Here is a 2,336-nt window from a genome sequence, read left to right on the forward strand (position 1 = left end):
ACTAATGACTAATGACTAAAATTCGTATTGGTAACGGCTACGATATTCACCAACTGGTGAGTGATCGCGCTTTGATTTTAGGTGGAATTGAAATTCCTCATGAACTGGGTTTATTGGGGCACAGTGACGCTGATGTATTAACACACGCGATTATGGATGCCATGCTTGGGGCATTATCTTTGGGGGATATTGGTCATTATTTTCCTCCTAGCGATCCCCAATGGGCGGGAGCAGATAGTTTAGTACTATTAAATCAAGTACATCAACTGATTCAGAATCAAGGCTGGCAGGTGGGAAATATTGACTCGGTAGTAGTAGCAGAACGTCCAAAATTAAAACCGCATATTCACAATATGCGCGACAAACTAGCGGCTGTTTTAGAATTAGAACCAAATCAAATTGGTATCAAAGCTACCACCAACGAAAAATTAGGTCCCGTTGGACGTGAAGAAGGCATCTGTGCTTATGCTGTTGTCTTGCTTTTGAAAGAATAAAAATTATGAAATATTCTACAATTTTTCACATAATTAAGCGTTTTTTATTACCAATAATTCTGGTTTTGGTAACAGCAATTACAATTACGGCGTGCAATCCATCTAACTTTAAAACCGCAGCTGCACAAGTTCCCCAGTTGGTTCTTTCTACTACCACTGACCCTAAAACCTTTAACTACGCCCTCATACAAGAATCTCCCAATATTTCTGGTTTCACTTATGAGGCATTAGCCACTCAAAACGGAATAACTAAGGAAATTGAGCCAGCTTTGGCTGAATCTTGGGAACTTTCCCCAGACAAACTGCGGTTTGTCTTTACCTTGCGAGAAGGATTGAAGTGGTCGGATGGTCAGCCATTAACAGCCGATGATGTCGTTTTCTCTTTCAATGACATCTACATGAACAAGCGCATTCCCACTTATATCCAAGATGCTCTCAAAATTGGTATCAGTAAGGCTTTTCTCAAAGTTCGCAAAATCGATGATCGCCGGGTAGAATTTATTCTGCCAGAACCGTTTTCTCCTTTCTTGCGATCAATTGCAGCAGGCGTAGGAATACTACCAGAACACGCCCTGCGTGCAGCAGTGGAAGCCAAAAACTCTGACGGGAAGCCAGTGTTTATGTCCACTTGGGGAACCGACACAGACCCCAAAAAAATTATTGTTAATGGCCCTTACGCAATCGAGAGTTATTCAACCAATCAACGCTTAACATTTCGGCGCAACCCTTACTACTGGCGTCAAAAAGATGTACAAGGAAAACAACTGCCATATATTGAGCGTGTAATTTGGCAAATTGTAGAATCACCTGATACAGCTTTGCTGCAATTTCGTTCTGGAGGGTTAGATTTACTAGAAATTGGCCCTGGAAATTTTCAATTGCTCAAGCGTCAAGAAAAGCAGGGTAACTTTACTATTAAAAATGCTGGTCCTGACTCTGGGACAAGTTTTATAACTTTCAATCTCAACAAAGGTAGTCGCAATGGCAAGCCTGTTGTAGATCCCATTAAATCCCGCTTTTTTAACAACGTTGCTTTTAGACAGGCTGTCGCCTACGCTATTGATCGCCAAACAATGATCAACAACACTTTGCGGGGATTGGGTGAACCGCAAGACTCTCCGATTTCTGTTCCCAGTCCCTATTATTTTTCTCCAAAAGAAGGTTTAAAAACATATAATTACAATCCAGAAAAAGCTAAACAACTTTTACTGGGAGCAGGATTTAAATACGATGATAAAGGTCAGCTTTTAGATGCCGATGGCAATCGAGTCCGCTTCACAATGATGGCTGTTGCTGGTAATAGACCGACAATCACACCGAAAATCCAACAGGATCTCGGCAAAATAGGCATTAAAGTTGATTTACAATTTCTTGACTTCAGTATTATTGGAGAAAAAATCTCTAACACCCTAGATTGGGAATGTTGGTATGGAGCTATCACTGGTGGTATTGAGCCACAAGATGGTTTCAATGTCTGGTCTGTAGAAGGTAACTTTCATGTATTTAATCAGAAAGCTCAAGCCGGACAATCCCCAACGGTCGGTTGGAAAGCTACCGATTGGGAACAGAAAATTGAAGACCTCTACATCCAAGGTGCAAGAGAGTTCGATGAAACAAAACGTAAAGCTATCTATGCAGAAACACAACAACTTTCACAAGAGTATCTGCCTTTTATTCACCTATTTAATTCCCTAGCTTTAGTAGCCGTGCGTAATACCATTGAGAACGTAAAATACTCGGCGATAGCAGGTTACAATTGGAATATTTATGAATTAAAAGTAGTAGAAGAGAAAAAAGTTAATAATTAGTCATTAATCATTAGTCAGGAGTTAGGAATTATTA

2 protein-coding genes are annotated in these 2,336 nt (G+C 40.3%); both read left to right on the forward strand.

Annotation, left to right across the window (positions count from 1 at the left end; translation table 11 throughout):
* Nucleotides 1-11 precede the first annotated feature (11 nt).
* Nucleotides 12-494, forward strand: a complete 483-nt coding sequence (gene ispF / locus ACFE90_RS37775) for a 2-C-methyl-D-erythritol 2,4-cyclodiphosphate synthase (protein WP_375507344.1) — start codon at nucleotides 12-14, stop codon at nucleotides 492-494.
* A 5-nt stretch (nucleotides 495-499) separates the two neighbouring features.
* Entirely contained in the window at nucleotides 500-2,302 is a 1,803-nt protein-coding gene (locus ACFE90_RS37780) for an ABC transporter substrate-binding protein (RefSeq protein ID WP_375507345.1), read from the forward strand.
* The last annotated feature ends 34 nt before the right edge of the window (nucleotides 2,303-2,336 follow it).

This window comes from uncultured Nostoc sp. (assembly GCF_964245445.1).
Taxonomy (GTDB): Bacteria; Cyanobacteriota; Cyanobacteriia; order Cyanobacteriales; family Nostocaceae; genus Nostoc.